Source organism: Rhizobium sp. B230/85, assembly GCF_019355735.1.
GTDB lineage: Bacteria > Pseudomonadota > Alphaproteobacteria > Rhizobiales > Rhizobiaceae > Rhizobium > Rhizobium rhododendri.
In genome coordinates this window covers 1,682,790-1,705,501 of record NZ_CP072156.1, presented here as the reverse complement: position 1 = coordinate 1,705,501, position 22,712 = coordinate 1,682,790, and the positions used below count along the sequence as shown (strand labels likewise).

Here is a 22,712-nt window from a genome sequence, read left to right as displayed (position 1 = left end):
GGTCTACATCTTGGAAATCACGTTCTCGTCGCCCGCCCGACCGGCCTTCGTCTCGGCGGCGTGGGCGAGAACCGCGGGGACGATATCGGCGACGGCATCGATGACCATCGGCTGGACCCTGTGGGCGGTGTGGACGAAACCCTCGCCGGTCATGTGACGGATCAGCTCCATCATCGGATCCCAGAACCCGTTGATATTGGCAAAGACCATCGGCTTTTCGTGCTGGCCAAGCTGCGCCCAGGTCATGATCTCGACGATTTCCTCGAGTGTCCCGATGCCGCCCGGCAATGCCACGAAGGCATCTGCCCGCTCGAACATCCGGTGCTTGCGGGTGTGCATGTCGGGGGTGATGATCAGCTCGTCGAGCTGGCCGAGCGAATGGCGCGTCGCTTCCATGTCGACGAGGAATTCCGGGATGATCCCGGTCACCTGCCCGCCATTGGACAGCACGCCGGAGGCAACGGCACCCATGATGCCTTTTGTGCCGCCACCATAGACGAGGCGAAGGCCGCTTTCGGCAATCGCCTTGCCCAGCGCGCGGCCGGCTTCCATGTGGGCAGGGTCACGTCCGGGGCGGGAGCCGCAATAGACGCAGATGGATTGAATTGGCAAAGATTCTTGATTCATGCCTGCAAACAACAATGCAGCAGATGCCCAGTCAAGAAATTTAACGGAAAACCTGTGCCTCATTCCCCGGAAATAGCTGAGCAAGCTTGTAAAAGCAGCGGAAATCGTTAGCAATTTTTATAACTGCGACGACGATGCCGCCTGGAGACCTTGATGATGAAGAACCGCGCCGGATTGCTGGCCTTGTTGGTGCTGGTAATTGCGACCATCCTGATGGTCTTCTTCGTGCTGCCGCGCATCGGCAGCGACAAGAAGCCGATCGGCGACGCCATCAACCAGGCAAGCTCGCAGGTGGGCAACATCATTGCCGACAATACCGCGAAACCGGCGGATACACCGGCAAAGACCGCAGATGCGACGGCGCCAGCTGCAGAGGGAGCTGCCAAGTCGGCAGCACCGGCAACGGCACCTTCGCCAGCGCCCGTCGACATCGCTGTCATGATCGGCGCCCTCAAGGACAAGGCTACCACCTCGCTTGCTGAACTCAAGGCGCTGTTTGCCGATGGCAAGGGCCCGACGGAGGACGTATTCGATGCCGCAAAGACCAAGACAATCAACAGCCTGCAGGCAATCGTCGATGTCGCGAAACCCGACAATGCAGATCCGGCGACCGCAACTCTGATCGACAAGTCGCATCAGGGTGCCGGCAAGGCCCTGGCCGTCATCAAGGCGCTTCCGGAAAACATCGCCGATGCCGTCGCCGCAATCGACCGTGCCCGCGCTGTCCTGCTTGGCGATCCCACACCGCTGGCACAGGCGCCGGCCGCCCCCATTAAGCCGGCCTTCGACGTGTTGCGCGTCGAGCCCGATGGCTCAACTGTCATCGCCGGCCGTGCCGCGCCAGGCACCAAGCTCGACATCATCGACGGCGACAAGGTGATCAACTCGACCGAAGTCGGGCCGGGAGGCGATTTCGCTGCCGTGCTCGACAATCCACTTCCCGCCGGCGACCACGAGATCACCCTGAAATCGACTGGCAAGGACGGCACATCCGTCATCTCCGAGGAGACAGCAACGGTCTCTATCCCGAAGGATGGCTCTTCGCAGCTGCTGGCGATGGTCACCAAGCCCGGCGAGGCAAGCCGCATCATGACCGCTCCGGAAGCCAAGCAGCCGCGTGTCACGGCACCGGCCACCAAGTCGGCTGCGACGCCGGCTCCTTCGGCAGCGCCTGATGCCACCACCGCACCTGCAACGGCGCAGGCCGATGCTGCCGCAACGGCAGCCGATGCCGGCACACCACCGGCGACCACCGATCATGCAGGACTGGTCATCAGCGCTGTCGAGGTCGAGAACGACCATCTTTTCGTCGCCGGTGCCACGCGCGCAAATCTCAAGGTCCGCGCCTATGCCGACGAAAAGCAGATCGGCGAGAGCACGGCCGGCGGCGACGGCCATTTCGTCATCGACGGCGCCATGCCATTGGCGGTCGGCGATCATAAGATCCGGGTCGATGGCCTGGATGCCAACGGTAAGGTCATCGTGCGCACGGCAGTCAATTTCAACCGTCCGGAAGGAAGCCAGCTGACAGTTGCCGCCCAGTCGCCGGCCGCCGCCGCTGTTAACCCGGCGCCTGCCGGAGCGCTCGACGAGGGGCAGCTCGGCAAGCTGCGCAGCGATCTTGGACGTGCCTTTGCGCTGCTCAAGGGCCTTTTCCAGGGTGGCCAGATGCCGGGCAACGAACAGCTAGCCGCTGCCCGCTCCGGCACGGAGTTTGCCCTGAAGGGGCTGCGCGATTTCCGCCCAGCCATCGATGCCAGCGCGGCCCTGAAACAGGCCGCGTCCATGGCATCCGACGGCGCTGGCAAGGCACTGGCCCTGCTGGAACCGCTGCCGCGCGATCCCGTGGCAGTCGGCGCGGTAATCGCCCGTCTCGACCAGCTGATCTCGCCGCTGCTGAAACCTGCAGCAGGATCGGTCGCTGCAGCACCTGCTCCGACCGCCGGAACAGATACTTCCGGCGTCAAAACCTACGAACAGGCACCGCTTGCCGTCAACAAGAATGCCGTCATCATCCGCCAGGGCGATACGCTCTGGCAGATTTCCAGGCGAACCTATGGACTGGGCGTGCGGTACACGACGATCTATCTTGCCAACGAGGACAAGATCCACAATCCCGACCGCATCCTGCCCGGCCAGGTGTTCGGGCTGCCAAAAGACGCCTTGCCGAATTCGGAAGAGCTGCATCGCCAGCGTATGTCGGGCAAGCATCTCTAGGCTGATCGCCTTGGTTTTGCGTCGGGAATGGGCCGGGTAGAATTTTCGCCCGCTCCTTCGCGTTAAAGTGATCATAAAACTTTTCGAACGGCTATCGAATAGTATATGCGTGCGCCGGATGCCCCGGCCGGCATGGCTTGTGAAGCCATACAGACCAGCGGCATTTTTACACCGCGTGATCGACCGGATCTGACCGGCACTCCAGATCCCCGGTGATGCGGGAGAGTTGCATGGCAGACGGCAAGAAGACGATTTCGGCGGATGCCAGCAATCCGTTCCGCACTATCCTCAATCTGTGGCCCTACATGTGGCCGGCCAGCCGCACCGATCTCAAGATGCGCGTCGTCTGGGCTTCGGTCTTCCTGCTGATCTCCAAGTTCGTGCTCCTGCTCGTCCCCTATTTCTTCAAGTGGTCGATCGACGCGCTGAACGGCAAGATGGACCTGAACGGCATCGTACCGAACTTCATGATGGGGGCCGTTGCCCTCGTCATTGCCTACAATGTCACTCGGCTGATCCAGCTCGCCCTCAACCAGCTGCGCGATGCGCTTTTTGCCAGTGTCGGCCAGCATGCCGTGCGCCAGCTGGCGTTCCGCACCTTCGTGCACATGCACCAGCTGTCGCTGCGGTTTCACCTGGAGCGCAAGACCGGCGGCCTTTCGCGGGTCATCGAACGCGGCACCAAAGGCATCGAGACGATCGTTCGCTTTACGATCCTCAACACGGTCCCGACTTTCGTAGAGTTCCTGCTGACGGCTGCGATCTTCTGGTGGGGCTACGGCTTTTCCTACCTCGCGATAACAGCCGTGACCGTTACCATCTACATCTGGTTTACAGTGCGGGCCAGCGACTGGCGCATCTCGATCCGCCGCACGATGAACGACAGCGACACAGACGCCAACACCAAGGCCATCGATTCTCTGCTGAACTTCGAAACAGTCAAATATTTTGGCAACGAGGAGATGGAGGCGAAGCGCTTCGACAAGTCGATGGCGCGTTACGAGAAGGCCGCGACCGATGTCTGGACGTCGCTTGGCTGGCTCAATTTCGGCCAAGGCGTGATCTTCGGTCTCGGCACCACCGTAATGCTGATCTTTTCGGCCTTCGCCGTGCTCAACCACACGCAGACGGTCGGCGATTTCGTGTTCGTCAACTCGATGCTGTTGCAGCTCTCGGTGCCGCTCAATTTCATTGGTTTCGTCTACCGCGAAATTCGCCAGGGTCTGACAGACATCGAGGAGATGTTCGATCTGCTCGAGGTTCAGGCCGAGGTCACCGACGCGTCCGGGGCTACCGAACTGACGATCCACCAAGGCGCCATTGCCTTCAACAACGTGCATTTCGCCTATGACGCGGCGCGACCTATCCTAAAAGGCATCTCCTTCGAGGTGCCGGCCGGCAAGACCGTGGCGGTGGTCGGGCCCTCCGGCGCCGGCAAGTCGACGCTGTCGCGGCTACTGTATCGCTTCTACGACGTCCAGAGCGGCACGATCACCATCGACGGCCAGGATGTGCGCAGCGTCACCCAGAAAAGCCTGCGCAGGGCAATCGGCATGGTGCCGCAGGACACGGTGCTTTTCAACGACACGATTGCCTACAACATCCGCTACGGCCGCCCGGACGCCGACGACGCTGCTGTTCTGGCTGCTGCCGAAGTGGCGCAGATCGGCCATTTCATCGACCAGCTTCCCGATGGCTTCGAGACCAAGGTCGGCGAGCGCGGCCTGAAGCTCTCCGGCGGCGAGAAGCAGCGTGTGGCCATAGCACGCACCATTCTCAAGGCGCCGCCAGTGCTGATCCTTGACGAGGCGACCTCGGCACTCGACACGACGACCGAACAGGAGATCCAGGCTGCGCTCGACGTCGTTTCGAAAAACCGCACGACGCTGGTCATCGCCCACCGCCTGTCGACCGTCATCGGTGCCGACGAGATCATCGTTCTCAAGAGCGGCGAGATTGCCGAGCGCGGCACCCATGCCGGCCTGCTGGAGCAGAACGGCCTCTACGCCTCCATGTGGAACCGCCAGCGCGAAGCGACACAGGCGGAAGAACATCTGAAGCAGGTTCGCGAGAGCGACGACCTCGGCGTCGTGGTGCGTCTATCGCCAGCCACCTGATCAGCAGCGAGCCGCCGGCGCGATCAGCTGGGGGCGGCGGTCTCGGCGGCATTGCTTGCCGCCCGTTTTGCCTGTAGTCAGCGTCAGGGCTAACAACGGAAGGCCGCCATCGATGAGCTTGTACAACACCATCCGCAATACGATCGTCCCTGTTCACAAGGAGGGCTACGTCTTCGTTGCCGCCTTCTTCGTGGCATCGCTGGTCCTCGGGTGGTTTTTCAAGCCGCTTTTCTGGATCGGCCTGATCCTGACACTCTGGTGCGCCTACTTCTTTCGCGATCCGGAGCGGTTGACGCCGCAGGACGAGGACCTCGTGATCTCGCCGGCTGACGGCAAGGTATCGAGCGTTGTGATGATCACGCCGCCGGCCGAGTTGAACCTCGGTGTCGAACCGATGCTGCGCATCTCCATCTTCATGAACGTCTTCAACTGCCATGTGAACCGCGCGCCGATGCGCGGCCGCATCAGCAACATCGCCTATCGCAAGGGCAACTTTCTCAACGCCGAGCTCGACAAGGCCAGCGACGAGAACGAACGCAATGGCATGGTCATCGATACCGTGCGCGGCCAGATCGGCGTCGTACAAATTGCCGGCTTCGTGGCGCGTCGTATCCTCTGCTTCGCCCAGTCCAACGAGCCTATCGAAGCTGGCGAGCGCATCGGCCTCATTCGTTTCGGCTCGCGCCTCGACGTGTTCCTGCCGGCCGGATTTTCGCCCCGCGTGACGCTCGGCCAGACGGCGATTGCCGGCGAAACAGTCATTGCCGAATTCGGGTCGCTGAAAGGCCCGACCACCAGCCGACGCGATTAAGCGTCACCGGGAGATCGCGACATGAAGACGCCATTTCCTCAGCTGGAACCGCTCGGCGAAAACGAAGAAGCACGCGGCCCGCGCCTGCGGGAGATCCCGCTGCGGCTGATGGTGCCCAACCTCATTACCGTGCTGGCGATCTGCGCCGGCCTGACCGGGGTGCGGCTCGCCTTCGAGGAGCGCTTCGAACTGTCTGTCGCGATGGTTCTGGTTGCAGCGTTTCTCGATGGGGTCGACGGCCGGGTTGCGCGGATGATGCGGGCGACGTCCAAATTCGGTGCGCAGATGGATTCGCTCGCCGATATCGTCAACTTCGGCGTGGCGCCGGCTCTTGTGCTTTATGTCTACGTGCTGAACCAGGCCCATTCTCTCGGCTGGATCGCGGCCCTCATCTATGCGATCGCTGCCGGGCTGCGGCTGGCGCGCTTCAATGTGATGGCCGAGCGCGACAACAAGGCCCCGTGGCAATCCGAATACTTCGTTGGTGTCCCGGCACCGGCGGGTGCGATGCTGGTGCTTGCACCCGTCTATCTCGGCTTCCTCGGCATCATGCCCGACAAGACATTCGGCTACATTGCCTCAGCCTATACCGTCATCATCGGCTTCCTCCTGGTGAGCCGCCTGCCCGTCTGGTCGGGCAAGAGCGAAGGCAGCCGTATCCGCCGCGACTTGGTGCTTCCGATCATGCTCGGAGTCGTCGTCTATGTGGCACTGCTGATGAGCTACACCTGGGAGGTGATGGTGGTAACCGTGGCCGGCTACCTCCTGTCTCTACCGCTTGGCGCCCGCTCCTGGCAGCGCAAATATGGCACCTACACCATCAACGGCCCTGCAGACCCCGATGTCGATGACGCCAACGACGATATCGGCCGGCATATCTGACACCTCCAGCTGACAGCATCGGCGCCCTCTCTCGCCATGCCGCCTGAAGATACTGACGGCTGCTCAGCCTGTCCGGCGGCCCGCATTGGCGTGCCATCTCCCTCCTCATTGATGCGGCATTCGCGAATCAGGCCTCGCGTCAGGCTCGCGGATTATGCTGCACGTTCACAAAAGCTGATCGGCACCGCCTCCGATTCGTCACGATTGGCCGTGAAAGAGAAAGCATTACAACCACCTGGGAAGGAGATCCTAATGAGCACCGTCAACACAAGTACGACACAACCGGCCAAGACAGACCTCGCATCGCTCTACCGCCCGATCGGCCTCAAGGCCGTGACTGCCGCCCATCTGATGCTGAAGGGCAAGTCGGCTACCTCCAAGAAGATCGCTTAAGCGCCGGCATAGAATTTATAGAGCAGGCTGAGGGCAAGCAGGCTCATCACGACACCGATGATTGCATCGAGGACCCGCCAGGCGGCGGGTTTGGCAAAAACCGGCTGCAGCAAGCGCGCGCCGTAGCCCAGCCCAAAGAACCAGACGAAAGAAGCCGCAGCGGCACCTGCGCCATAGGCGAACCGCGACGTTCCCTCATAGGCCGCGGAAAGGCTTCCCAGCAGCAGCACCGTATCCAGATAGACGTGCGGATTGAGAAAGGTGAATGCCAGGCAGGTCGCAACTGCTGCCGGCAGGGTCAGCCCGTTGCCACCGGCGGCGCGCATCGCCTGCGGCCGCCATGCACGGCGAAAGGCCAGCACGCCATAGGTGCCGAGGAACACGGCGCCACCGATGGTCACGAAGGCTATCAACCGCGGCGACTGGGCCACTACGGTCCCCAACCCTGCCACGCCGGCGGCAATCAGCAACGCATCAGACAGCGCGCAGATCAGGCAAAGCACGAAGACATGCGACCGCAGCAGCCCCTGGCGCAGGATGAAGGCGTTCTGGGAGCCGATGGCGATGATCAGCGAGGCACCTAGCAGGGCGCCGGAGAAAGCGGCAGAGAGAATTGGCATCGGGAATTCCACAAAATGACAAGGGCACGTCAGAACAGGCGCAACTGGTCGTCTCCCGGGTCATGTTTGCGCGCCGGCTTCAGGCGCGGCTGCACTTCAATCGGCGTTTGCAACTCCGGGCCCATGTTGGAAACCTTGTTGACGAGATCGGAGACGGCGATGGCCTCGAACAGGTCTTCGTCGGCCGGCACCATCAGATCTGCGACCTCGCGCGGCTCCTGCGTCCGGCAATCCAGCCATCGCGCGAAATCCTCGGGCTTGATGACGACGGGCATGCGGTCATGGATCGGCGAAATCGTTCCGTTGGCGGTCGTGGTCAGGATGGCCCCGGTATCGACTTCGGAGCCATCGGCCGACGACCAGGTTTCCATCAATCCGGCAAAGACCACGACGCCGCCGTTGCGTGGGCGTATCCAGTAGGGTTGCGACTTCTCGCCACTCTCCTTGTCGGGCCTGTGCCACTCATAAAAGCCGGAGGCGGGTATCAGCACGCGGCGATGGCGCATGGCGGCGCGGAACGAGGCCTTTTCGATTGCCGATTCGGCACGGGCATTGAGCAGCAGGGGAAAAGCCTTGGGATCCTTGACCCAGGAGGGCGTCAGCCCCCAGCGCACGAGCAGGGCACGACGATCCGGGAGGTTGCTGCCCGCATCCGGGCGTTCCCCGGAAACGACCACGAGGATCGGCTGGGTCGGGGCAATGTTGAAGCGCGCGGGAAAGCTCTCGAGTTCCAGGAGCCCGAGCAATTCCCGCACCTCTTCGGGCGTCGCTTTCAACGCAAATCGGCCACACATGAGATCTGTCTTGCATTCACCGCAGGTCCGGTCAAGGCCACGCTAGCCGCGCGGGCCAAACAGGATCAGCAACGTTCCCGCCAGGCAAACCACGGCACCGGAAATATCCCAACGGTCAGGCGCCCGGCCCTCGACCAGCCAGAGCCACAGCACCGACGCAACGATATAGATGCCGCCATAGGCGGCAAACGTGCGACCGGCCGCCTCGCTCGGCACGAGTGTCAAAAGCCAGGCAAACATCGCCAGCGACAGCATGCCGGGAGCCAACCACCAGAGCGTCTTGCCCAGCCGCATCCAGCCCCAGAAGGCAAAGCAGCCGGCAATCTCCGCTAGCGCTGCCAATGCGTAAAGCCCGTACGTGATCATTCGCAACCCATGCCGCCAATTATCTTTTGGTTTAGGATATGGCATTGCTGCGAAGGTGTCGTCAAAGCTAGATGAATAATCTGCAGCATGCGATGTTGAGAGCAATTGCTTCAACAGTTTAGGGTGCCCCATGACCCCAACTCCACAGCCTGCATCCTCCGCGATCCTCGAGCGCGACGGACGGTTTTTGCTCGTGCTGCGCCGCAATCCTCCGTCCAAGGACATGTATGCCTTTCCGGGTGGGCGGGCGGAGGCCGGCGAGACACCGGCCGAGACGGCTTTGCGCGAGTTCGAGGAGGAGACCGGTATTGCCGTCAGCAATCCCCGGCCCTTTGCGACCTACGATCTTCGCCATCCTGGCAAGGACGGCAGTGCAGACAGCCACTTTATTCTGTCCGTATTTCTGGTAGACGCCGACGAGGATGCGGTTGCCACTGCCGCCGACGATGCGGCTGAAGTCGGCTGGTTCACGCTCGACGAGATCAGGGCATTGCCGGTGCCACAGAGCGTTCTCGAATGTGTCGAGAAGCTGTCGCAAACGCATTAATTGCGGGAGAAGCGGCCAGACCACTTGCTCGCACCCTCCGCAGCCTGTCAACTGGCACGATGATTCCCCGGCCTGTCATCGTCATCTCGCTGTTGCTATCGCTGTGCGCCATCCAGGCTGAGGCGGCGTCGCCCAAGGCAGAGCCTGTACCGGATCCGCCGCCGGCAGATGCGGGGACCCCAGCGCCCTACGACGATAAGCTACTTCGGCTGGGTGAAATTCTGGGCTCGGTGACCTATCTCCGTCACCTGTGTGCGCCAACAGAGCCGCAAGATTGGCGCGAAGCCATGCAAAAACTGTTGGACACGGAGACGAAGAACGAGCCGAAAAGGAAGGAACGAATGACCGCTGCATTCAACCGTGGCTATAGATCTTTCGCTTCCGTCTATACGGATTGCACGCCACAGGCTATGACCGCCGAACAGCAGTACCGTAACGAAGGTGCAACACTCGCTGGCGAAATAACTGCGCGGTTCGGAAATTGACGCTTTATTAACCTCTTTCCATAGCGACCCGTGTCGTTTTAGGAAAAGGCTGTTAAACTTGTTAACCGGGCAGTAAGTACACCGGGCGTTCTCGAGGATTAAAGAAAATGATGGAACCAAGCCTCAACGACATCGACGACATGATCGTCCATGAGAAGATGCAGGCGGCTCTGGAATATCAGAACGAAGCCTGGGCGGACGGTGTAGCCGACGGTATCGAACCGGAAATCATTGCCGGCGCCGCCATCGCCCATGCCTTGCGCGAGACCATACGCCTTCAGGGCGAACAGGGTGCCGAGGCCTTGCTCGAATCGCTCCGTGAACGCATGTTGTCGGGCGAGTTCTCGCCGATCCGTTCCCTGCAATAACCTCAAGAGATCTTTTATGCCGCGTGCCATGGGCGATGTTCTGCGACAGTCTGTCACCTCCGTGATGGCTGCGACGCTTCTGGCAGCAAGCGCCATGCCGGCCGCACCCGCCTTTGCATTTTCGCTCCTTAACGATGCTGTGAAGCAAGCTCCTGCTACACCACGCGAGAAGCCCGTCCTGCAGGCATTGGAAGCACCCAGCAAGGGCATCCCCATGCCTGACCCGCTGGTGAACAGCCAGGCCGCGCCGAGCACAGGCGACAGTGCGCCAGCGAGCGGCACTCCAACCAAATCTGTCGAATTCCTCTTTGATATCAACAAGGCGCCTGACGCGGTGCGCAAATTGCGCGAGGCCATCGTCGAGGCCGCCGCCTCCGGCGATCCGGAACGCCTGCGCCCGCTGATGAATGTCGGCGGCGGTCTTAACCAGACGCAGGTAACGGCTGACGATCCGGGCGAAGACCCGATCAAGTCCCTTCACGACCTCTCCGGCGACAAGGACGGTATCGAGGTGATGTCGATCCTTCTCGACCTGCTGTCGACCGGCTTTGCGCATGTCGGCCAGGGAACGCCGAATGAAATGTATGTCTGGCCGTACTTCGCCGGAAAAGACATCAAGACGCTGACGGCGCCTGAAAAGGTCGACCTGATGCGGATCGTCACGGCCGGCGACTACTCCGACATGCTAGAATTCGGTGGCTACAATTTCTACCGGGTCGGCATTACGCCAGACGGCAAGTGGAAGTTCTTCTCGGCCAGCGAATAGCCTGCCAGCGGCGGGAACTTGCGATCGTCTCCCGTCACGCCTACTTTCAGGCCTCAGCACAAACGTGACGGATTGCCCATGCCAGCCGTATTTCTCAATGACCGCTCACTGCTGCGCATCATCGGCGCGGACGCCGAATCATTCCTGCAAAACCTGATCACCACCGATCTCGGCGCCCTTGCCGCAGACGAAGCGCGTCCGGGAGCGTTGCTGACACCACAGGGCAAGATCATGTTCGATTTCATGATCTGGCGCGACGGTGACGGCTTTGTCGTCGAGACGGACAGCGTCCAGGGCGAAGCGTTGCTGAAGCGGCTTTCGATGTACCGACTTAGGGCGGCGGTCGAGATTACGGCTTCCGACGAGCAGGGCGTGACCGTCAGCTGGGGCGACGCTGGCAACGGCGGATATGCCGACAGCCGCTTTGCGAAGGCCGGCGTTGCACTCCAACGCCTTCCCGGCGCCCATGGCGACGATCCCGTCGCCATCTACGACGCCGCGCGGATTGCTGCGGGCGTTCCCTCCTCCGGTATCGACTTTTCGTTGCAGGACGCCTTTCCCCACGATGTCCTGATGGATCTGAATGGCGGGCTCTCTTTCCGGAAGGGTTGCTACGTCGGCCAGGAGGTGGTGTCGCGCATGCAGCATCGCGGCACCGCCCGCAAGCGGCTGGTGCTGGTCTCGGCCGACTCTGATCTCCCGGAAACCGGAACCGTCCTTCTTGCCGGTGGGAAGCCGATCGGCACATTGGGTTCTGTCTCTGCCAACAGAGGCCTTGCCATAGTTCGCATCGACAGGGCGGGAGAAGCCATGGCGAGCGACACGCCGATCCTTGCCGGCGAACTTCCTGTGGCATTGGCCCTGCCCGCCTGGTCCGGGCTTTCGTTCCCAAGCAAGGCCGACGAGGCCACGGCGTGACACCGACGAAAGAACCGCGTGCGTGGCAGCGCATGCTGTCGGGGCGTCGCCTCGATTTGCTCGATCCCTCGCCGCTCGATGTCGAAATCGGAGATATTGCCCACGGGCTGGCGCGCGTCGCCCGCTGGAACGGCCAGACGTCCGGCAGCAACGCATTTTCGGTCGCACAGCATTGTCTCGTCGTCGAGGATATTCTGCGGCGGATCGTGCCGAGTACAGCTGATGACCTGCTGGTGGCCCTGCTGCACGACGCGCCGGAATATGTCATCGGCGACATGATTTCGCCGTTCAAGGCAGTGGTCGGCGGCGGCTACAAGGCCGTGGAAAAGCGGCTCGAAGCCGCCATCCACCTGCGCTTCGGCCTGCCCGCCCATCCGTCGCGGTTGCTCAAGGACAACATCAAGAAGGCGGACACCATCGCCGCCTATTTCGAAGCGACCGTTCTCGCCGGTTTCACACCTGTCGAGGCGAGGAAATTCTTCGGCCAGCCGCGCGACATCGTCCAGGAGATGCTGCCGATCGATCCCCTGCCCGCCATAGAGGCGCAAGCGCTGTTCCTCGCCCGGTTTGAGGCGCTGGAGGCGGAAAGACGCAGAGCCGCAGGTTTCGCACGATGAGCGCCATTATCGTTTCACCGCTCGAGCGCATTGCCGAGATGGCTGTGCGCCACGCAGCCCGCGAGATGATAAGCCTGATGGCCGAGCAGCACAGCTTTCACCGGCCCGCTGTGATCTCGGCCGACCGCCATTTGCTGCTCGGCATGAACGACATCACTTTTGCCGGCAATGACAAGCTGGTCGCACCGCAGGAAGCCCATGTCGAGCAGATCATCGCCTTTGCGCGAAGCTGGGACCGCTCCGCCCCGTTGCTGATCCACTGCTGGATGGGTGTTTCCCGTTCGCCGGCAGCAGCGCTGATCGCAGCACTGGCAATCGATCCCGATGTAGACGATGTCGCCCTCGTCGCTCGCCTTCGCCGCGCATCACCGCAGGCAACGCCGAATTCAAGACTAGTGGCGTTTGGCGATCAGTTGCTGGGACGGCAGGGCAGACTGGTCGCAGCGGTCAAGGCTGCCGGGCGTGGCGCGGACAGCGACGGCAACATGCCTTTCGTCTTGCCGCTCGACCCGGCTGGTTGACCGGGCCGGCAATTGCTCCATCTACCGCCCGACATTGCAGAAAAGGCTGGTCTATCATCATGGAAAATCAGGCAGCGAACCTTATCGTCGCTACACGGACTGCGTTGACGCAGGCGAGTGCGCTGGCCGTTCAATATACGTTTTCGATCATGGGAGCGCTCATCCTGCTGATCTCCGGCTGGGTCCTGGCCGGCTTCGTCAGCCGCTGGGCATTCGCCGGCATTTCACGCGTCCACGGCATCGATGAAACACTGGCGCGCTTTTTCACCAATGTCCTTTATTATGGCTTGCTCATTCTGGTGTTCGTCACCGTGCTCGGCCAGTTCGGCGTGCAGACGGCATCGATCATTGCCACTCTCGGGGCTGCGGGGCTTGCCGTCGGGTTGGCGCTGCAGGGTACGCTTCAGAATATAGCTGCCGGCATCATGCTGCTGGTGCTGCGGCCATTTCGGGTCGGCGAGTATATTGAGACGGGAAGCGTCACCGGCACGGTCAAGGAAATCGGGCTGTTCGCCACGGAGCTAAGGACGGCGGAAGGCCTTTACCGACTGGCCCCGAATTCGACGCTCTGGAACACGCCGATCACCAATTTCAGCCGCGAGCCCAGCCGCAAGCACAAGATCACCATCGGCGTCAGTTCGAAAGGCGACATCGATGCGGTGCTGGCGACGCTGATGGAGATAGCGGAAAGCGATCCCAACGTGGAGAAAACGCCCGCGCCGACTGCCTATGTCAACAGCCTCGGCGGAACGATCAGTGTGACGTTGCAATACTGGGTCAGCACCGGCGGCTGGAGCACCACGACGCGCGAGATGATGCGCAAAACCAAGGCGTCACTCGATGCCAGGGAGATCGAGATTTCCTGATGCTCGCTTGTCGCGATCGGGACGCAAGTTATACGGCGCTATTGACGGGTAAAGAACGGCCGAACTCATAGGGTGCGGCCAGGTCCGTGTAGGCAGACATTTCGGCCTGCATCTCGGCTAGATAGTCCTCGAGTGCGTCGTGCCTGACCCTGCTCCCGATCTCCGTGCCGGGCGCAGAAGCGGCCTGCGATCCAAGAATATGTATTCCTTGCGGAAACTGAACTGTTTTCAACATTGCCGTGGTCTCCGTAGCGGACATAAATGGACCCTTCCTTCGGCGCATTGGCGCACGTCGGTTCGGTTGCGGCGTATGAAGAGCCTTCGCAATCACAACTGCTCAAGACGGGTGGGGCTGGAAAACCAGGCGATCATCGCCGGTATGTAAATTGGGCCAACAATGTCTGCCGGCTATAAAACGCGTAGGTACACGCAAATCGAAATCGTTAAATAAGTGGCGACACCTGCCAGTCGCGGCGGCATCGTCAGGAAAGTTGGTCAGGCCGCCATGTCGTCCAGGGCATACTGGCCATAAGTGTTGCGATAGATATCGGTTGGTTGCGCATCGCTTTCGGAATCTACATCCGCAGCACCGCCCATCAGGGGAGCGCCATTTCCATCGGTCGGGATCTGCATCAGCTTTGCGACCAGACTGACCAGCGCGCTGCTGCTGGTACTAACGCTCGGCTGCTCGTCGACATTGGCAGCCATGATGCCGGGGCGCTGATCTGCCGCAATTTCTTCACGGCTCAACAGCCCGTCGCCATTGGTATCGAGGCGGAGAAGAGTTCCACGGTAGGGATAGGAAGATGTTGATACTGATACATGGGACATAGGGACCTCCTAGGGAAGGTGCCGCCTCATGCGACGTCGGTTAGACGCAGTACAATTTAAATCATTTATTAAGAAGTAAACCGATTTGCGCTCCGGGTCAAAACAAAAAGTTAATGGTCATTAACCATAGTGATTTCTACCCACGCGACGCTACCGGTGTGATTCTGCAATCGGAAGAAGGCGAGATGGCAATTGCAAACAATGGCGCCCGTGGATAACGGGTATCGTCTCCCGCCCCCGATCAGCTAGGATCGGGCCCGGTCCAACGAGGCCGATTCTTCATGAACGATAGGAACGGCGATGCGTGATACCCTGCTGTCGGAAGCCTTTTCTCCTTTCGGTGCACTGGCATCCTCTCTCGTGGCCCATGCAGCGGATAGCGACGATGGCTCCCATGACATCGCTCATATCCTCCGGGTGTTCAAAAACGCCATGCATATCCGCTCGGTGGATGGCGGTGACGGGCGCATCCTGACGGCGGCTGTCCTGCTGCACGATTGTGTCTCGGTCGAGAAAGATTCGCCGATGCGTCATCAGGCTTCGGCGCTTGCGGCAGACAAGGCGTCAGGCGTCCTTGCGGGCATGGGATGGTCACCTGACGACATTGCAGCAGTGGCGCACGCCATCACCACCCACAGCTTTTCCGCTAACCTGCCGCCGCAGACGCTGGAGGCGAGAATATTGCAGGATGCCGACCGGCTGGACGCAATCGGCATGGTCGGTGCGGCCCGGTGCTTCTACATCGCCGGACGTCTTGGCTCCGGTCTCTACGATCCCCTCGATCCTCTGGCCACCCAGCGACCGCTCGACGACAAGCGCTTTGCGATTGACCACTTCGAGACAAAGCTGTTCAAACTGGCCGATCAGTTCCAGACGAAGACCGGGGCGGCCATGGCCAAGGCGCGGCACGAACGTCTGAAAACAGTGCTTTCCATGTTCATCGATGAAATCTGAGAGGCAGCATGCGTATCAGCGACCTGTTTATCTACCCCGTGAAGAGCGCACGCGGTATTGCGTTGCAGGCCTCGGCGGTCGATGCCTTCGGCCTCGTCGGCGACCGGCGCGCCATGGTAGTGGCTCCCGACGGAAAAGCGATCACCCAGCGCGAACTGCCGCTGCTGGCCCGGATCACCGTAGAGATTAGTAGTGGATCACTCCTCCTGCGTATGGAGGGAAAGAGCGATATCGTTGTCCAGCGCCCCAGCCCGGTCGCGCGTCTCGACGTGGACATCTGGAAATCGATCGTCAGTGCTGCTGTCGCCGACGAGGCAACCAACCGGGCACTATCCGGCTGGCTCGGCCGAGAGGTGCAACTCGCGATTTTTGACGACGCATCGGAACGCCTCGCGGAGGAAGCCTGGGTCGGCAGTGCAGCGCCTGTGACCTTTGCCGATGGCTTCCAGATCCTGGTGACGACAACCGGCTCGCTGTCCGCTCTGAACGAGGACCTTGCCACCCATGGCTCGTCGCCCGTCGGAATGGATCGCTTTCGCCCAAATATCGTCATCGATTGTCCAGAGCCGTGGCAGGAGGATCGGTGGGCGGCGATCGAGATCAACGGCATTAGGATGGATCTCGTCAAACCCTGCGCCCGCTGCATCATGACCACCCAGGATCAACTCACCGGCTCTCGCGACGTCGCCAACCCGATGCCTTCCATGGGACGCCTCAGGATGTCTGCAGACCGGCGCGTCCCCGGCCCGCTGTTCGGCTGGAATACCGTGCCCCGTGGCGAAGGCATGATCGAGGTCGGCAACCTCGTGAAGATCATCGAAGAGCGCAGCGAAGGCTGGGCGTTCAAACGACGGTGAGTGGCGCACCGGTCTAAAGCGGCACCGCTTGGGGGGATTCTTCAAGCTCAGCTGCTGCTGCTGCCCTGTCCAGCGCCTTCAGTGCCGACTGGACGAAACCGTGGCGGGTTGCGCCGATATCGATGCCCCGCGGCTCGTAGACGTGGCGATGGAGGAAGAAGCCGCTCAAGCGAAACGCAGCGGCCAGACTTTCCCCGTCCGCCGCCTTGCCGTTGCCGACAGCCAGAAAGGCCGGAAGCGCCAGCATCTTGTCTGCCCAGGGAGCACCTGCAGCCCGGCTGACGGCCCTGCCCGACTTCGGAGAAACGTAGACGAGGTCTTCCCTCACGCCGGTCGCAGCGCATTCCGCCAGATCGAGGCCAAAGCCGAGGTCGTTGAGGACGGCCAATTCAAAGCGCACGAAAAGCTCGCCGGCATCGGCGGGATCATGCAGGTTCTCCAGAATGACGTCGAGCGCGTTGTAGAGGTGAGGATGGGGGTCGCGCTCGGGCAGCAGCCGAAGAAGTGCTGCCATTGCCTGGACCCCGTAGACCGCCGTCGCCGTTTCCATCAGCCGGGCTGCGCGGAGACGCACTGGCTCGACGCGGAATTCGCCGAGATGCTCGTCCAGCCGCGCGCGCCAGGTGACTTCGACCTGGTTCCCGGCCTGCAGCACAGGCTGCATCGACCGCGAGCGGCCGGAGCGGACGAGCCCCAGATGTCGACCATGGCCATGGGTCATCATCTCGGCGATCACACTCGATTCGCCAAGGCGCTTGATACCCAAAATGATGGCTTGGTCCTGCCACTGCATCCGACGCACTCGTCCCTATGAAGACGCAAGTCTAGTGGAAAGCAGGCAGGCTGTCACGAGAACCGCTTCAGACGGTGGCCGGAAACATCTTGGCCAGGAACTGCAGCATGGCCCGTTCGTCGAACGGCTTCACCAGCAGTGGCGCATCCTGCAGGTCATCCGGGAACTCCTGCGTATCGGAGTATCCGCTGACGAAACCGAAGGGGATGCCGCGCTCCGTCAGGAGCCGTGCAAAATTGAAACTCATCGCTTCGCCAAGATTGACGTCGAGGAGAGCCAGATCATATTGGCCGAGGTTAATCGCTGCCAAAGCTTCGTCGAGGTTCGACGCCAGCTCGACCTTGGTCGAGCCAATTTCACGAAGGATTTCCTCCGCTTCCATCGCAATGATAAGATTGTCTTCGAGAACGAGAACGCGCTGCGGAATCATTGGCATCTTTCTTGCCAAGAAGGCCGGTGCGAAGCGCAGTCTGCCAGTAGAAGTCTCATCTTGGTCTCCGGCGTTCCGCGCAGCCATGTCGATGGAAGGCATTTGCCTTCCCTCTATTGTAGTCGTTTCGGGCCATCTTACCATAGTTGTGCAAACGCCTATAATTAACGACCCGCTCTACCTATGCTGTTTCCTGCGGTTAAGCATTTAAAAAAGACATGTATTTTCATTCGGATATCAAATGAATGGGCGTTTACCTCCGCTTATCCCGCTCCATTCCGCCAGATCGGCCAATCCTTGCCCGTCCAGCACGTCGCAACCGCGCTCCTGCCAGCGAATCAATTTGCGCTCGGCGAGTTTCTTCAGCGTTTTGTTGGTGTGAACAATCGAAAGACCCAGAGTGTCGGCAATATGCTGCTGGGTGACAGGCAGCACAGTCCTGCCGCTGAACAGCTCGATGGCACTTACACGCTGATGCAGATAGGCCAGCAAATAGGCCGCCCTTTCCAGCGCCGAACGCCGGCCGATGCTGAGCAGGTGCTCATCGAGGATGCGCTCCTCCTGTGCCGCGATCCATGTCAGGTCGTATGCCAGTGATGGATGCCTGTTATACAGCGTCATCAGTTTGTCGCGCTCGAACACACAGAGCGTCACCGGCGAAAGTGCCTCCACAGAGTGCTGCATCTCGCCCATGATCGTTCCCTGCAGACCTAGAAGGTCACCGGGCATGACATAATTAAGGATTTGGCGGCGACCGTCTTCCAGGACCTTGTAGCGAAAGGCCCAGCCGGAAAGCACGGTGAAAAGGTGGGCGCTGTGCGAACCCTCGACGAGGATTGTCGCGCCAGCATCGACGGCGAGTTCGCCACGCTTGAAATGCGAGACGAAATCGAGCTCGTCGGCATCGAACTCCCGAAAACTCGGCTTCGCCCTCAGCGGGCAAAGCTCGCATGGGGTCCGGGTATCATTCGTATTGGCGGTCTTGCTCATAGCTGACTTTGCAACTTGCTGCGAGACCGTCCGGACCCGCCGTTAGGAAGCCTGTGGGTGGAGTACCAAAGTGAGGGTCACTTCGGGAAATCCAGCCCCATTTCTCGGAACCTGGCCGGATCGTCGCCCCAGTTTTCACGGACCTTGACGAACAGGAAGAGATGAACCGTCTGCTCCAGGATTTCGCCGAGTTCCTTGCGGGATGCGCTCGAGATAGCCTTGATCGTTTCGCCGCCCTTGCCGAGTGCAATCTTCTTCTGGCTGTCGCGCTCGACGTAGATCACCTGCTCGATGCGCACCGAACCATCCTTGCGCTCTTCCCACTTCTCCGTCTCGACATGCGAGGAATAGGGAAGCTCCTGGTGCAGGCGAAGGAACAGCTTTTCGCGGGTAATTTCAGCGGCCAGCTGACGGATCGGCAGATCGGAAATCTGGTCTTCCGGATAGTACCAAGGACCTTCCGGCAATGTCTTTGCCAGATAGTCCATGACATCCTCGCAACCGTGGCCCTTTTCGGCCGAGATCATGAAGGTCTGGGTGAAGGGGATCTTTTCGTTGGCAGCCAGCGCCAGCGCCAGCAGGTCTTCATGCTTGACCTGGTCGATCTTGTTCAGCACCAGGATCTTCGGCTGATAGACGTTTTTCAGGCCTTCGAGGATGGCATCGCCATCGCCGCGAAGACCGCGCTCGCTGTCGATCAGCAGCATGATCAGGTCGGCATCCTTGGCGCCGCCCCAGGCAGACGTCACCATGGCGCGGTCCAGCCGGCGGCGCGGCTTGAAGATGCCGGGCGTGTCCATGAAGACAATCTGGGTGCGGTCGTGGATTGCGATACCGCGCACGATGGCGCGCGTCGTCTGCACCTTGTGGCTGACGATCGACACCTTCGCCCCGACAAAGCGGTTGACGAGGGTCGACTTGCCGGCGTTTGTCGGTCCGATCAGGGCGACGAAGCCCGAGCGTGTCGGGCGTTCATCGGCTACGGCCACGCCGTCAACAGCGCTTGTGTCTTCAGTATCGGTCATTTTTTCCGTCATTTTCCGGCAGACGAACTCTGCCATACGCCTTCGCGCTCCAGAATCTTGGTCGCGGCCACCTGTTCGGCGGCGCGCTTGGAGCGATCTGTCCCAGTCTCAGGCTTTGTTCCCGCCACCTCCACCGTCACCGTGAAGCGGGGATCATGATCCGGTCCGCTTCGGTCTTCAATCCGGTAAACCGGACTGACGGCAAACTTTGCGTGGGCCCATTCCTGCAATTCTGTCTTGGCATCGCGCCGGGAGCCATCGGCGCGAATGGCCCGCCCCTCCCAATAGCGCAAAATGAACTTCCGCGCCACCTCCAGGCCACCCTCGAGATAGAGCGCGGCAATCAGGCTTTCGACGACGTCGGCGCGGACGTTGAGCATCCGCTTGCCCGTCGTTTTCTTGACGTCGGCACCGGTGCGAATGAAGAGATGCAACTCCATCTCGTCGGCCACCTGCGCACAGGTTTCGGCGCTGACAAGCTGATTGAGGCGAACCGAGAGTTCCCCCTCGTCCGCCTTGCCGAAGGTGCTGAACAGCAGTTCTGCGATACAAAGCCCGAGCACGCGATCCCCGAGGAATTCGAGGCGCTCGTAGTTGGCACCTTTTTCCGTGCGCGCGCTGGCATGCGTCAGCGCGCGGTCGAGGCGTTCCTTTTCGGCAAATTCGTGGCCAATCGCTGCCTCAAGTCTGGCACGGTCGGCCGACGAAAGTGCCTGTAGCTTGGTCATTGCACGACCTTGAAGATACGGTTCCAGCGCATGTTGCTCGGCCACTTCCAGATTTCGCGGAACGAAGTGTCGTTGCCCAGCGAGAAGAAGATGACGCTTGCGCGACCGACAAGGTTTTCAGCCGGCACGTATCCAACGTCGAAACGGCTATCCAGCGAGTTGTCGCGGTTGTCGCCCATCATGAAATAGTGGCCTGGCGGAACGACGAACTCCTGCGTGTTGTCGCCACGCGACACAGGCGACTGATCGAGCGTGTCGAAGGTCTTGCCATTCTCGAAGGTTTCGCGAAACACCGGGACGTCTTCGCCCGGATCCTGCTTGTAATCCGACGTGAAGCTGCCGTCCGGGGCGCGCGGTACGGCCTGGCCGTTGATATAGAGAAGATCGTCCTTGACCTGGATGCGGTCGCCCGGCAGGCCGACAAGGCGCTTGATGTAATCGATCTCGGGATTTGGCGGGAACCGGAAGACGACGACATCGCCGCGCTTCGGCTCGCTTGCAAAGATCCGCCCGCTGAAGAGGTTGGGCGAGAACGGCAAGGAGTACTTCGAATAGCCATAGGCGAACTTGTTGACGAAGATATAATCGCCAACCAGCAGCGTCGGCATCATCGAGCCGGACGGGATGGTGAAGGGCTGGAAAAGCACCGTCCGGATCACCATTGCCAGGAGCAATGCCTGAACGATGACTTTGACGTTTTCCCACAGGGCATTCGGCTGCTTTACGGCTTTCTCGGACACGAAGTCTTATTCCTTTTTTGCACCCCACCGGCGCAATTGACTGTCAGGCACTCTCTAGCCGCTTCATATCACTGCTGCAATGCCACCCGCATGAAAAGCGACTGAAGCAAGGCATCAGGATGTCGCGGGCACAGCCTCGATGATCACAAAGGCTTGAGCCAGCGGAAAGTCGTCGGTAATGGTCAGGTGAATGACGGGCTTGTGGCCAGCCGGCATCATCGCGGCAAGGCGATCGGCAGCTCCACCCGTCAATTGCATGGTCGGCTTGCCGCTCGGGAGATTGACGACGCCCATGTCGCGCCAAAAGACGCCCTGGGCAAGCCCCGTGCCAAGAGCCTTCGAGCAGGCCTCCTTGGCCGCGAAACGTTTGGCGTACGACGCCGCGCGGTTCTTGCGGCTGTCGGATTTCTGGCGCTCGAGGGCGGTAAAGCAACGTCCGGTGAAACGCTCGCCGAAGCGCTCGATCGATTTTTCGACCCGACGGATGTCGATCAAATCACTGCCGATGCCGATGATCATGCCGGATCTCCTGGTAGACGCGATACATTGCGCCTAGACGCTGGATGCATTCTCGACTGCAAGCGTGACGCGGTCGCGGGCGCGCTCCATAAGCCGTGCCTTGCGGCGGCGCTGAAAGCCCCGGACACCGTAGAACGTGATGCTGTAGACGATGACACCAGAGACGATGGCAGGGGGAATGGCGCCGATCAGCATCGGCTTCAGGACGACATCCCACAATTGCCAGACGTCGAGCTGGTGGAACAGCGCCGGGAGGTCGATGGATCCGCCCTGGTTGCCGCTATCGCGCCCGAGGATCAGATGCCCGATCTCCCATGTGATGGCCCAAATGAAGGGGTAGGTAAAAGGATTGCCGGCCGCAAGGCAGCCGAGGGTCGCTGCGAGCAGGTTGCCGCGAACGATGTAAGCCAGCACGAAAGCGATGACGATATGGACACCGATCACGGGCGTCCATGAAACAAGGATGCCTGCAGTAAAACCAGCCGCAATGGCATGCGGGGAAGCACTGAGGCGAACGATGCGTCTCTGGAAATAGCGGACAGGACGCATGAAGCCCTTGCGGGGCCAGACCATGTCGCGCAGCTTTTCAGTTAGCTTCTGTGGTTTTCTTCGGCGAAATAACATGCGGCATATCTAGTGCAGGCGAAGCCGCGATGACAAGAGCGCTCATGCGCTTCTTTTTCCGAGTGATGCAAGTGTTTTACCACTCGCAAGCGGCGTTGCATTTGCACGCCGCCTTTCCCATTTCGTAAGTCTACTGTCGATTAACGGTTGCGGAATGCACCACGGTCGACCTGACGCTGACGATACTCAAGGTCAAAGCGGTCGTTAGAACCGTTGAGGTAAGCCATTTCGCGTTCTTCAACACTAGGAACGCGAAGGGCGCGGGCGAATTTCTTGAAGGGACCAAACATTGTCATTTCCTCATCT

General features: G+C 60.7%; 30 protein-coding genes. 15 read left to right on the top strand and 15 right to left on the bottom strand.

Annotated elements, in window-relative coordinates:
• Positions 1-3: 3 nt before the first annotated feature.
• Positions 4-627: a TIGR00730 family Rossman fold protein gene (locus J5289_RS08200; protein WP_209183314.1), complete on the bottom strand. Its 624-nt coding sequence runs from the start codon at positions 625-627 to the stop codon at positions 4-6.
• 153 nt (positions 628-780) lie between these two features.
• Here J5289_RS08200 and J5289_RS08195 point away from each other — a divergent pair, with 153 nt between their 5' ends.
• The 5 genes from J5289_RS08195 (at position 781) to J5289_RS08175 (ending at position 7,047) form a co-directional block, all read left to right on the top strand.
• Positions 781-2,844 carry a LysM peptidoglycan-binding domain-containing protein gene (locus J5289_RS08195; RefSeq protein WP_209183313.1) on the top strand — a complete coding sequence of 688 codons (2,064 nt, stop codon included), beginning with the start codon at positions 781-783 and terminating at the stop codon, positions 2,842-2,844.
• A gap of 230 nt (positions 2,845-3,074) precedes the next feature.
• Positions 3,075-4,961, top strand: a complete 1,887-nt coding sequence (locus J5289_RS08190; protein WP_209183312.1) for an ABC transporter ATP-binding protein/permease — start codon at positions 3,075-3,077, stop codon at positions 4,959-4,961.
• Positions 4,962-5,073: 112 nt separating this feature from the next.
• A complete protein-coding gene (locus J5289_RS08185; protein WP_209187378.1) occupies positions 5,074-5,772 on the top strand; it encodes a phosphatidylserine decarboxylase in 699 nt (232 codons plus the stop codon).
• Positions 5,773-5,793: 21 nt separating this feature from the next.
• Complete coding sequence (gene pssA, locus J5289_RS08180) at positions 5,794-6,654, top strand: CDP-diacylglycerol--serine O-phosphatidyltransferase (RefSeq protein ID WP_111220425.1); 861 nt, start codon at positions 5,794-5,796, stop codon at positions 6,652-6,654.
• Between the two features lie 252 nt (positions 6,655-6,906).
• Positions 6,907-7,047 carry a hypothetical protein gene (locus J5289_RS08175; RefSeq protein WP_162854772.1) on the top strand — a complete coding sequence of 47 codons (141 nt, stop codon included), beginning with the start codon at positions 6,907-6,909 and terminating at the stop codon, positions 7,045-7,047.
• On the opposite strand, the gene J5289_RS08170 is transcribed toward J5289_RS08175, so the two are convergent.
• From J5289_RS08170 to J5289_RS08160, 3 genes are read right to left on the bottom strand one after another with little or no spacing between them, the layout of a single operon-like run.
• Positions 7,044-7,661 (bottom strand): LysE/ArgO family amino acid transporter, encoded by a 618-nt coding sequence (locus J5289_RS08170; RefSeq protein WP_209184087.1) that lies wholly within the window; start codon positions 7,659-7,661, stop codon positions 7,044-7,046. The two genes, J5289_RS08175 and J5289_RS08170, sit on opposite strands and share 4 nt — an antisense overlap.
• Before the next feature lie 35 nt (positions 7,662-7,696).
• Positions 7,697-8,461 (bottom strand): SOS response-associated peptidase, encoded by a 765-nt coding sequence (locus tag J5289_RS08165; RefSeq protein ID WP_209206595.1) that lies wholly within the window; start codon positions 8,459-8,461, stop codon positions 7,697-7,699.
• 42 nt (positions 8,462-8,503) lie between these two features.
• Positions 8,504-8,824: a YnfA family protein gene (locus J5289_RS08160; protein WP_209184086.1), complete on the bottom strand. Its 321-nt coding sequence runs from the start codon at positions 8,822-8,824 to the stop codon at positions 8,504-8,506.
• A gap of 133 nt (positions 8,825-8,957) precedes the next feature.
• Here J5289_RS08160 and J5289_RS08155 point away from each other — a divergent pair, with 133 nt between their 5' ends.
• From J5289_RS08155 to J5289_RS08120, 8 genes are all read left to right on the top strand, one after another.
• Positions 8,958-9,374 carry an NUDIX hydrolase gene (locus J5289_RS08155; RefSeq protein ID WP_209183309.1) on the top strand — a complete coding sequence of 139 codons (417 nt, stop codon included), beginning with the start codon at positions 8,958-8,960 and terminating at the stop codon, positions 9,372-9,374.
• 59 nt (positions 9,375-9,433) lie between these two features.
• A complete protein-coding gene (locus J5289_RS08150) occupies positions 9,434-9,859 on the top strand; it encodes a TIGR02301 family protein (protein ID WP_142829922.1) in 426 nt (141 codons plus the stop codon).
• A 110-nt stretch (positions 9,860-9,969) separates the two neighbouring features.
• On the top strand, positions 9,970-10,227 hold the full coding sequence (locus J5289_RS08145; protein WP_142829924.1) for a hypothetical protein: 258 nt from the start codon (positions 9,970-9,972) through the stop codon (positions 10,225-10,227).
• Positions 10,228-10,243: 16 nt separating this feature from the next.
• A complete protein-coding gene (locus tag J5289_RS08140; protein WP_209187377.1) occupies positions 10,244-10,993 on the top strand; it encodes a hypothetical protein in 750 nt (249 codons plus the stop codon).
• 78 nt (positions 10,994-11,071) lie between these two features.
• Positions 11,072-11,911: a folate-binding protein YgfZ gene (locus J5289_RS08135; RefSeq protein WP_209183306.1), complete on the top strand. Its 840-nt coding sequence runs from the start codon at positions 11,072-11,074 to the stop codon at positions 11,909-11,911.
• Positions 11,908-12,528: an HD family hydrolase gene (locus J5289_RS08130; RefSeq protein WP_209183305.1), complete on the top strand. Its 621-nt coding sequence runs from the start codon at positions 11,908-11,910 to the stop codon at positions 12,526-12,528. Before J5289_RS08135 ends, J5289_RS08130 begins: the two co-directional genes overlap by 4 nt.
• Complete coding sequence (locus J5289_RS08125) at positions 12,525-13,049, top strand: tyrosine phosphatase family protein (protein WP_209183304.1); 525 nt, start codon at positions 12,525-12,527, stop codon at positions 13,047-13,049. The genes J5289_RS08130 and J5289_RS08125 overlap by 4 nt, the downstream gene beginning before the upstream one ends.
• A gap of 59 nt (positions 13,050-13,108) precedes the next feature.
• Positions 13,109-13,915, top strand: a complete 807-nt coding sequence (locus J5289_RS08120; protein ID WP_142829754.1) for a mechanosensitive ion channel family protein — start codon at positions 13,109-13,111, stop codon at positions 13,913-13,915.
• 28 nt (positions 13,916-13,943) lie between these two features.
• Here J5289_RS08120 and J5289_RS08115 read toward each other — a convergent pair whose 3' ends face one another.
• Complete coding sequence (locus J5289_RS08115; RefSeq protein ID WP_209183303.1) at positions 13,944-14,150, bottom strand: hypothetical protein; 207 nt, start codon at positions 14,148-14,150, stop codon at positions 13,944-13,946.
• A 260-nt stretch (positions 14,151-14,410) separates the two neighbouring features.
• Positions 14,411-14,746: a hypothetical protein gene (locus tag J5289_RS08110; protein WP_209183302.1), complete on the bottom strand. Its 336-nt coding sequence runs from the start codon at positions 14,744-14,746 to the stop codon at positions 14,411-14,413.
• A 300-nt stretch (positions 14,747-15,046) separates the two neighbouring features.
• Here J5289_RS08110 and J5289_RS08105 point away from each other — a divergent pair, with 300 nt between their 5' ends.
• A complete protein-coding gene (locus J5289_RS08105; protein ID WP_209206596.1) occupies positions 15,047-15,700 on the top strand; it encodes an HD domain-containing protein in 654 nt (217 codons plus the stop codon).
• 8 nt (positions 15,701-15,708) lie between these two features.
• On the top strand, positions 15,709-16,557 hold the full coding sequence (locus tag J5289_RS08100) for an MOSC domain-containing protein (protein ID WP_209183300.1): 849 nt from the start codon (positions 15,709-15,711) through the stop codon (positions 16,555-16,557).
• Between the two features lie 13 nt (positions 16,558-16,570).
• Here the strand turns inward: J5289_RS08100 and recO are convergent, their stop codons facing one another.
• From recO to J5289_RS08055, 9 genes are all read right to left on the bottom strand, one after another.
• Complete coding sequence (recO, locus tag J5289_RS08095) at positions 16,571-17,350, bottom strand: DNA repair protein RecO (protein ID WP_209183299.1); 780 nt, start codon at positions 17,348-17,350, stop codon at positions 16,571-16,573.
• Positions 17,351-17,417: 67 nt separating this feature from the next.
• Entirely contained in the window at positions 17,418-17,786 is a 369-nt protein-coding gene (locus J5289_RS08090) for a response regulator (protein ID WP_374108578.1), read from the bottom strand.
• A gap of 231 nt (positions 17,787-18,017) precedes the next feature.
• Positions 18,018-18,770, bottom strand: coding sequence for a Crp/Fnr family transcriptional regulator (locus tag J5289_RS08085; protein WP_142829764.1), 753 nt, complete (start codon positions 18,768-18,770; stop codon positions 18,018-18,020).
• A 77-nt stretch (positions 18,771-18,847) separates the two neighbouring features.
• Positions 18,848-19,795, bottom strand: a complete 948-nt coding sequence (gene era / locus J5289_RS08080) for a GTPase Era (RefSeq protein WP_111220408.1) — start codon at positions 19,793-19,795, stop codon at positions 18,848-18,850.
• Between the two features lie 8 nt (positions 19,796-19,803).
• Positions 19,804-20,523, bottom strand: a complete 720-nt coding sequence (rnc, locus tag J5289_RS08075; RefSeq protein WP_142829767.1) for a ribonuclease III — start codon at positions 20,521-20,523, stop codon at positions 19,804-19,806.
• Positions 20,520-21,263, bottom strand: a complete 744-nt coding sequence (gene lepB / locus J5289_RS08070) for a signal peptidase I (RefSeq protein WP_209183298.1) — start codon at positions 21,261-21,263, stop codon at positions 20,520-20,522. The genes rnc and lepB overlap by 4 nt, the downstream gene beginning before the upstream one ends.
• 114 nt (positions 21,264-21,377) lie before the next feature.
• Positions 21,378-21,782 (bottom strand): holo-ACP synthase, encoded by a 405-nt coding sequence (gene acpS / locus J5289_RS08065; RefSeq protein WP_209183297.1) that lies wholly within the window; start codon positions 21,780-21,782, stop codon positions 21,378-21,380.
• A 33-nt stretch (positions 21,783-21,815) separates the two neighbouring features.
• On the bottom strand, positions 21,816-22,406 hold the full coding sequence (locus J5289_RS08060) for a DUF2062 domain-containing protein (protein ID WP_111220404.1): 591 nt from the start codon (positions 22,404-22,406) through the stop codon (positions 21,816-21,818).
• A gap of 140 nt (positions 22,407-22,546) precedes the next feature.
• Entirely contained in the window at positions 22,547-22,696 is a 150-nt protein-coding gene (locus J5289_RS08055; RefSeq protein ID WP_111220403.1) for a DUF3563 family protein, read from the bottom strand.
• Positions 22,697-22,712: the final 16 nt, after the last annotated feature.

What these genes read in the sequence shown, in the direction of transcription:
- J5289_RS08060 (WP_111220404.1), bottom strand. Translation starts at nt 22,406, where the DNA reads ATGTTATTTCGCCGAAGAAAACCACAGAAGCTAACTGAAAAGCTGCGC.
- J5289_RS08140 (WP_209187377.1), top strand. Translation starts at nt 10,244, where the DNA reads ATGCCGCGTGCCATGGGCGATGTTCTGCGACAGTCTGTCACCTCCGTG.
- J5289_RS08190 (WP_209183312.1), top strand. Translation starts at nt 3,075, where the DNA reads ATGGCAGACGGCAAGAAGACGATTTCGGCGGATGCCAGCAATCCGTTC.
- J5289_RS08195 (WP_209183313.1), top strand. Translation starts at nt 781, where the DNA reads ATGATGAAGAACCGCGCCGGATTGCTGGCCTTGTTGGTGCTGGTAATT.
- J5289_RS08185 (WP_209187378.1), top strand. Translation starts at nt 5,074, where the DNA reads ATGAGCTTGTACAACACCATCCGCAATACGATCGTCCCTGTTCACAAG.
- J5289_RS08150 (WP_142829922.1), top strand. Translation starts at nt 9,434, where the DNA reads ATGATTCCCCGGCCTGTCATCGTCATCTCGCTGTTGCTATCGCTGTGC.
- J5289_RS08110 (WP_209183302.1), bottom strand. Translation starts at nt 14,746, where the DNA reads ATGTCCCATGTATCAGTATCAACATCTTCCTATCCCTACCGTGGAACT.
- J5289_RS08145 (WP_142829924.1), top strand. Translation starts at nt 9,970, where the DNA reads ATGGAACCAAGCCTCAACGACATCGACGACATGATCGTCCATGAGAAG.
- acpS (WP_209183297.1), bottom strand. Translation starts at nt 21,782, where the DNA reads ATGATCATCGGCATCGGCAGTGATTTGATCGACATCCGTCGGGTCGAA.
- era (WP_111220408.1), bottom strand. Translation starts at nt 19,795, where the DNA reads ATGACCGATACTGAAGACACAAGCGCTGTTGACGGCGTGGCCGTAGCC.
- recO (WP_209183299.1), bottom strand. Translation starts at nt 17,350, where the DNA reads ATGCAGTGGCAGGACCAAGCCATCATTTTGGGTATCAAGCGCCTTGGC.
- J5289_RS08200 (WP_209183314.1), bottom strand. Translation starts at nt 627, where the DNA reads ATGAATCAAGAATCTTTGCCAATTCAATCCATCTGCGTCTATTGCGGC.
- J5289_RS08165 (WP_209206595.1), bottom strand. Translation starts at nt 8,461, where the DNA reads ATGTGTGGCCGATTTGCGTTGAAAGCGACGCCCGAAGAGGTGCGGGAA.
- J5289_RS08125 (WP_209183304.1), top strand. Translation starts at nt 12,525, where the DNA reads ATGAGCGCCATTATCGTTTCACCGCTCGAGCGCATTGCCGAGATGGCT.
- J5289_RS08100 (WP_209183300.1), top strand. Translation starts at nt 15,709, where the DNA reads ATGCGTATCAGCGACCTGTTTATCTACCCCGTGAAGAGCGCACGCGGT.
- J5289_RS08155 (WP_209183309.1), top strand. Translation starts at nt 8,958, where the DNA reads ATGACCCCAACTCCACAGCCTGCATCCTCCGCGATCCTCGAGCGCGAC.
- J5289_RS08175 (WP_162854772.1), top strand. Translation starts at nt 6,907, where the DNA reads ATGAGCACCGTCAACACAAGTACGACACAACCGGCCAAGACAGACCTC.
- J5289_RS08085 (WP_142829764.1), bottom strand. Translation starts at nt 18,770, where the DNA reads ATGAGCAAGACCGCCAATACGAATGATACCCGGACCCCATGCGAGCTT.
- J5289_RS08120 (WP_142829754.1), top strand. Translation starts at nt 13,109, where the DNA reads ATGGAAAATCAGGCAGCGAACCTTATCGTCGCTACACGGACTGCGTTG.
- rnc (WP_142829767.1), bottom strand. Translation starts at nt 20,523, where the DNA reads ATGACCAAGCTACAGGCACTTTCGTCGGCCGACCGTGCCAGACTTGAG.
- J5289_RS08115 (WP_209183303.1), bottom strand. Translation starts at nt 14,150, where the DNA reads ATGTTGAAAACAGTTCAGTTTCCGCAAGGAATACATATTCTTGGATCG.
- J5289_RS08090 (WP_374108578.1), bottom strand. Translation starts at nt 17,786, where the DNA reads ATGCCAATGATTCCGCAGCGCGTTCTCGTTCTCGAAGACAATCTTATC.
- pssA (WP_111220425.1), top strand. Translation starts at nt 5,794, where the DNA reads ATGAAGACGCCATTTCCTCAGCTGGAACCGCTCGGCGAAAACGAAGAA.
- J5289_RS08135 (WP_209183306.1), top strand. Translation starts at nt 11,072, where the DNA reads ATGCCAGCCGTATTTCTCAATGACCGCTCACTGCTGCGCATCATCGGC.
- J5289_RS08105 (WP_209206596.1), top strand. Translation starts at nt 15,047, where the DNA reads ATGCGTGATACCCTGCTGTCGGAAGCCTTTTCTCCTTTCGGTGCACTG.
- J5289_RS08055 (WP_111220403.1), bottom strand. Translation starts at nt 22,696, where the DNA reads ATGTTTGGTCCCTTCAAGAAATTCGCCCGCGCCCTTCGCGTTCCTAGT.